Origin of the sequence: Nocardia tenerifensis NBRC 101015, from assembly GCF_000308715.1 — a bacterium.
Lineage (GTDB): Bacteria > Actinomycetota > Actinomycetes > Mycobacteriales > Mycobacteriaceae > Nocardia > Nocardia tenerifensis.
Genome location: NZ_BAGH01000407.1, coordinates 1 through 6,391 on the forward strand (window position 1 = coordinate 1; position 6,391 = coordinate 6,391).

Below are 6,391 nucleotides of genomic sequence, written 5' to 3' on the forward strand. Positions count from 1 at the left end.
CTCTCGGTCAGGTGGTCCCGTTCGGGAACGTCGGATATCGCGCTACACCCTAACCCGAGGTCGCGGTACGAGGTGATCAGCGGCCGGTCGGTGTCCCGGCCTGCACGGACAAATCGAGCCCCCCCGACCCATTTACCTGGCACGCCGCCGGGAAAGTATCCGCGGAGACCGGTTGCCCGGTGTGCGGAGCCGTCGCTGTGCGAGACTCGCCCCCGTGTTGAGAGCCGAAAACGGCGCGCGATCCGGCGCGCCCAGGTTCGCCCGCCGGGCGACATTGCGCCGCTCGCTGCGGCTGCTCGGGAGCTTCCGATTCGAGCAGACCGATCCCGCCGTCTTCTACGGCGGCCTGGCCGAGGACAGCGCGGCGATGATCGGCGATTTCTACACAGACCTCACGGGTAATGGCTTGGCGGGGGCGACGATTCTCGATGTCGGCGGCGGCCCCGGTTATTTCGCCGACGAATTCGTCGCGGCGGGCGCGCGGTATATCCCGGTCGAGCCGGATCCCTCGGAGATGCACGCCGCCGGGCTTTCGGTGGCGGGCGCGGTGCGGGGCTCGGGAATGGCGTTGCCGTTCCGCGACGACGCGGTGGACATCTGCTTCTCCTCGAATGTCGCGGAGCATGTCGCGCAGCCGTGGTCGATGGCGGAGGAAATGGTGCGGGTGACGCGTCCGGGCGGGCTGATCGTGTTGTCCTACACGGTGTGGCACGGCCCGTTCGGCGGGCACGAGACCGGACCCTGGCATTACCTCGGCGGCGAGTACGCCGCGCGCCGGTATCGCCGGAAACTGGGCAGGGAGCCGAAGAACCGGTTCGGCGAGTCGCTGTTCGCGGTGCGCGCGGCGGACGGATTGCGTTGGGCCGCTACCACGTCCGCCGACGTGCGGACGGTCTTCCCGCGCTACCACCCGCGCTGGGCCTGGTGGCTGGTCCGCGTCCCGATCGTGCGGGAGCTACTCGTGAGCAATCTCGTTGTGGTGGCTGCCAAACGATAGCTAGCGCTCGAGCCAGCCTCGGCGCCAGGCGCGCCGGCCGCAGGGCTCGTGCGCCGGACTGCTCCACGGCGATTCCTGAATGGCCAGCCCGACGGTCTCCAGCGTGGTCAACCCGACTTGATCGGCCAGCACCCCGACGACGGCGACGGCCTCGGCCGCCTGCATGGCCGCGGTGGCCTGCTCGATGGTCAACGTCCGGCCGGGCAAGAAGGACACGACCCACCCGCCGGCACCGACACTCTTCGCTTGATGCTCGGTTTGATCGCTGGTCATCAACGATCGATCGACCACTTGCACCGCCATGACTCGGGCTCCCCAATGTGGTATCGGTTCAGGAATCGAGCGAGCTGATCAGTAGCTATAGCATCCTCCTCTCAGCAACAGAACGCAATAGTGCGTTCTACGAAAAGCGAACCGACAGGTCGGGATTGGTCCTGCTCAGCGGGACTGCTCCGACAGAGAACTGAAACAGGTTACAGACAACGAAGGGGCAAAACTGTAACGTGTTCTCATGCATTACGACAGCTTGTTCATCGGCGGCCGCTGGACCGCGCCAGCCACCGCCGAGCGCGTTCAGGTCATCTCGCCGGCCACGGTCGAGCCGGTGGGCAGCGTCCCCGCGGTGGACCGCGCCGACGTCGACGCCGCGGTCGCCGCGGCCCGCCACGCCTTCGACCACGGCCCCTGGCCGAAGATCCCGCCGAAAGAGCGGGCTCAGGTGCTCACCCGCGCCGCCCGGCTGATCGAGGAGCGCTCGGCCGAGCTGCTCGCCGCGCTCACCGCCGAGATGGGCGCGCCGCAGATGATCGCGATGACGCTCAACCAGATTCCCGCGGTCGCCGCGCTCGACGCGTGCGCCGGCCTGGCCGAGACGTTTCCGTGGCAGGAGACGCGCACCGGCCTGTTCGGCACCTCGCGCGTGAGCCGCGAACCGCGCGGCGTGGTCGCGGCCGTCACCGCGTGGAATGTGCCGCTGTTCCTCGCGGCCAACAAGCTAGCGCCGTCGTTGCTGGCCGGCTGCACGGTGGTGCTCAAGCCCGCGCCGCTCACACCGATCACGGCCAATATGCTCGCCGACATCTTCACCGAGGCCGGCCTGCCCGAAGGCGTGCTCTCCGTGCTGCCCGCCGAGGCCGAGGCCGCCGAGTATCTCGTCTCGCACCCGGGGGTCGACAAGGTCACCTTCACCGGAAGCACGGCCGTCGGCAAGAAGATCGGCGCGATCGCCACCGGTCAGCTCAAGAGCGTGTCTCTGGAGCTCGGCGGCAAATCCGCGGCGATCCTGTTGCCGGACATGGATATCGCGGGCATCCCGGTGCTGGCGTTCTCCGGGCTGATGAACAGCGGACAGGGGTGCGTCGCGCAGACCAGGATCCTCGCCCCGCGCGGCCGCTACGACGAGATTCTCGACGCGCTGGTCGCGCACGTGCGGACGATGAAGGTCGGCGACCCCAACGACCCCACCGTGCAGCTCGGCCCGCTGATCTCCGAGCGTCAGCGCGAGCGCGTCGAGGGCTATATCGCCAAGGGCAAGGAGGAGGGCGCGCGCGTCGTGCTCGGCGGCGGCCGGCCGGCGGATCTGGATCGGGGCTGGTACGTCGAGCCGACGATCTTCGCCGACGTGGACAACAAGTCGACCATCGCCCAGGAGGAGATCTTCGGCCCGGTGCTGTCGGTGATCCCGTACGAGACCGAGGACGAGGCGGTCGCCATCGCCAACGACTCGGTCTACGGGCTGGCCGGGTCGGTGTGGACCGCGGACGTCGAGCACGGCGCCGAGATCGCCGCGCGCGTGCGCACCGGGACCTACGCCATCAACTGGTATGCGTTCGACCCGAGCTCGCCGTTCGGCGGCTACAAGAACTCCGGCCTCGGGCGCGAGAACGGCCCGGAGGGCCTCGACTCCTTCTGCGAACAGAAGTCGCTGCTCATGCCGCTGGGCTGGACCGGCTGATCAGTCGGCCGGCATGACCACCCGCAGGACGGGCTCGCTGTGGCGGCCCGTCAGGGTCGGCGCGTCGACGATCTCGACGCGCCAGCCCGGGGGCAGGACGGCCTGCAAACGCCCGGCCGCGCGGCGTAGCGGCGTGCTAGCGGTCGCCAGGTCGAAACCGGCAACCAGGGGCGTCATCGAAGCCCCGGTCTCCAGATCGGTCATGCTCCAACCACCTCTCGCGCGTCGATCCCATCGTTCGCCGCGAGCACCGCGGAACCCGATGTCGATAGGGAAGTAGTTCAGTCGATCAGTTAACGGTTAGCAATCGAACTGTCAGTCATGAGACCAAGAACACGGCAAGCATAAGCCACTTGTGCGCAAACCTCACACTCCGGGCAACTACCCCACTTCGAGCTTCGGCAAACCTCAGGTGCTCGCGACCAGTGCGCACTGACCATCATCAATAGCACCACATGTCGGGCTCCCCGCGGTGGGAAACACGCGATAAGTCGAATGATGATCTGTCATGTGTCGCAAGGCGGCTCGGCGGGCAGGCCGGTCACTATCCCGCTTAGTGCGTCCAGTTCGATTGCCAGAACGACGTTTTCGGCTCCGCCTCGATCCCCTTCTCCGAATAACCCTGTGCCGCAGGCATACAGCGAGTGGCACATGGCTGCGGCAATGCCGCAGGAGCCCACTCCACCATGTGCCACTCGCCAGAGCCCGCGTTGCCGCAGGCACAAGGCTGGTATATCCGAGGTGGATTCGGTCCAAACGGACTGAATGGAAAGCGGCCGGGGCACAAAAGAAACCGCCCGCACCGTCCAAGACGGGGCGGGCGGTCGAAGACGGCGGATCAGCCGAGACGTTCCTTCAGGGCCTCGAACTCGTCGCGCACGCCCGAGGGGAGCTTGTCGCCGACGAACTCGAACCACTCCTCGATGAGCGGAATCTCCTTGCGCCACTCGGCGGCGTCGACCTTCAGCGCCTCGTCGACGTCGTCGGGATCGACCTTCAGTCCGTCGAGATCGAGGTGGGCGGCGACGGGGACGTTGCCGATGGCGGTGGCCTCCGCTTCGGCCGTGCCGTCGACGCGGCCGACGATCCATTCGAGCACGCGGGAGTTCTCACCGAAGCCGGGCCACAGGAAGCGGCCGTCGGCGCCGCGCCGGAACCAGTTGACGTAGAAGATCTTCGGCAGTTTGGTCGCGTCGGCGTTCTTGCCGAGGTTGATCCAGTGGTTCAGGTAGTCGCCGACGTGGTAGCCCATGAACGGGATCATCGCCATCGGGTCGCGGCGCACGGTGCCGACCTTGCCCTCGGCCGCGGCGGTCTGCTCGGAGGACAGGGTGGCGCCCATGAACACGCCGTGCTGCCAGTCGAAGGACTCGGTGACCAGCGGGACGGTGGTCTTGCGGCGCCCGCCGAACAGGATCGCCGAGATCGGCACGCCCTGCGGGTCGTCCCACTCCGGCGCCAGGATCGGGCACTGCGACATCGGCGTGCAGTAGCGCGAGTTCGGGTGCGCGGCAAGGGTTTCGGTCTCCCGGAGGTACCAGTCGTTGCCCTTCCAGTCGATCAGGTGATCGGGCTCGCCCTCCAGGCCCTCCCACCACACGTCGTTGTTGTCGGTCAGCGCGACGTTGGTGTAGACCGTGTTGCCCGCCTCCATGGTGGCCATGGCGTTCGGGTTCGAGCTGTGGTTGGTGCCCGGCGCGACGCCGAAGAAGCCGTACTCGGGATTCACCGCGTAGAGGCGGCCGTCCTTGCCGAAGCGCATCCAGGCGATGTCGTCGCCCAGGGTCTCCGCGCGCCAGCCGGGCACGGTCGGCTGGATCATCGCGAGGTTGGTCTTGCCGCAGGCGCTCGGGAACGCGGCGGCGATGTAGTAGGCCTTGTTCTCGGGGGAGATCAGCTTGAGGATCAGCATGTGCTCGGCCAGCCAGCCCTCGTCGTGGGCCATGGCCGAGGCGATGCGCAGCGAGTAGCACTTCTTGCCGAGCAGCGCGTTGCCGCCGTAGCCGGAGCCGTAGCTCCAGATCTCGCGGTCCTCCGGGAAGTGAGTGATGTATTTGGTGTCGTTGCAGGGCCACGGCACATCGGCCTCGCCATCGGCCAGCGGCGCGCCGACGGAGTGCAGCGCCTTCACGAACGGGCGGTCGGTGCCGAGCTTCTCCAGCGCGGCCTTGCCCATTCGCGTCATCACGCGCATCGAGACGACGACGTACTCGGAGTCGGTGATCTCCACGCCCAGCTTGGGGTCCTCGGCGCCGAGCGGGCCCATGCAGAACGGCACCACGTACAGGGTGCGGCCCTTCATCGAGCCGCGGTACAGCTCGGTCATGGTGGCGCGCATCTCGGCGGGGTCGACCCAGTTGTTGGTGGGGCCCGCGTCGGCTTCGCTCTTGGAACAGATGTAGGTGCGCGACTCCACCCGGGCCACGTCGGACGGATCGGAGAGCGCCAGGAACGAATTCGGCTTCTTCTTCGGATCGAGCCGCTTGAAAGTGCCCGCCTCGACGAGCTGGGTGGTCAGGCGGTCCCATTCTTCGTCGGAACCGTCGGCCCAGACCACTCGCTCGGGTTGAGTGAGTTCGGCGACTTCCTGTACCCAGGCGAGTAGTTCGCTGTGCTCGGTCGGCGGTTTGCCGTCGGATCCACGAAGACCAGGAATGGTCGCTGAGGTCATGAATACTCTCCTGAGATGGGCGGTCCCTACGATGCGTCGCCGCCGGGGCTGACCATTTCGAGCGACCTGCAAGCAGTCGCTACGAGTAGGCCCAGTTGACCAGCGCGAACGCACCGAGCGCCACCATTGGCGGGAAGGCACCCGCTACGTACCAGTCGAAAGCGCGCCCCGGCTGGACGGCGGACGAGGACTTAGCGGACGCCCAAGTTCCTGATTAGAGATTAACGCGATGTGACGACCGGTACGGAATCGGGTTCGTCACTATGTACCCATTCTTATGAGTTGATCAACCCGTGATCCACCGGTCGAGGATCGCGATATCTCGTTCGCACGCGGCCAGTTGGCCGGGTTGTTCGGCGATCATGCGCCGTAAACGACCCTCGAGTTCGGCGACGCGGCGATCGGTCTGCACCATGCGGGCCGTGCTCTCCTGCACGACTCGATCGGCCAGCACCGTCTCGGTTTCCACGAGCGCGGTGGCGACCCGCTGCTCGAGCTGGGCTTTTACATTGATCAGCGCGTCGGACACCCACTGGCGCACGTGCGCGCGATCGGCCAGCTGCCCGCGCGCCCGCACCACCCAGCCCGCCGCGCCCGCGCCGAGCAGCAGGGTCACCGGCACGCTCGCGAAATCCAGCGCGGGCACCAGAGAAAGTGGCGAAACCAACAGCCGGCCGAGGCCGACGCCGGCCGACGCGCCGAGGGCGATCATGAGGTGATCTTCGACACCACGGTGCCGCGGATCGGGGTCGGGCCCGACCCTGGGCGC

General features: G+C 67.3%; 5 protein-coding genes and 1 pseudogene. 2 read left to right on the forward strand and 4 right to left on the reverse strand.

Going from position 1 to position 6,391, the window contains the following annotated elements; all coding sequences use genetic code 11:
- The first annotated feature begins 214 nt into the window (after positions 1-214).
- Complete coding sequence (locus ON39_RS32320) at positions 215-997, forward strand: class I SAM-dependent methyltransferase (protein WP_051187402.1); 783 nt, start codon at positions 215-217, stop codon at positions 995-997.
- Here the strand turns inward: ON39_RS32320 and ON39_RS32325 are convergent, their stop codons facing one another.
- Positions 998-1,300: a hypothetical protein gene (locus ON39_RS32325; protein ID WP_040739885.1), complete on the reverse strand. Its 303-nt coding sequence runs from the start codon at positions 1,298-1,300 to the stop codon at positions 998-1,000.
- Positions 1,301-1,508: 208 nt separating this feature from the next.
- Between ON39_RS32325 and ON39_RS32330 the strand changes: the two genes are divergently transcribed.
- On the forward strand, positions 1,509-2,951 hold the full coding sequence (locus ON39_RS32330; RefSeq protein WP_040739886.1) for an aldehyde dehydrogenase: 1,443 nt from the start codon (positions 1,509-1,511) through the stop codon (positions 2,949-2,951).
- On the opposite strand, the gene ON39_RS32335 is transcribed toward ON39_RS32330, so the two are convergent.
- The 3 genes and pseudogenes from ON39_RS32335 to ON39_RS32345 all read right to left on the reverse strand — a co-directional run.
- Complete coding sequence (locus ON39_RS32335) at positions 2,952-3,155, reverse strand: hypothetical protein (protein ID WP_040739887.1); 204 nt, start codon at positions 3,153-3,155, stop codon at positions 2,952-2,954.
- A gap of 634 nt (positions 3,156-3,789) precedes the next feature.
- Positions 3,790-5,622, reverse strand: coding sequence for a phosphoenolpyruvate carboxykinase (GTP) (locus ON39_RS32340; RefSeq protein WP_040739888.1), 1,833 nt, complete (start codon positions 5,620-5,622; stop codon positions 3,790-3,792).
- A gap of 286 nt (positions 5,623-5,908) precedes the next feature.
- A pseudogene (locus ON39_RS32345) lies at positions 5,909-6,391 on the reverse strand (hypothetical protein); the annotation flags it as partial.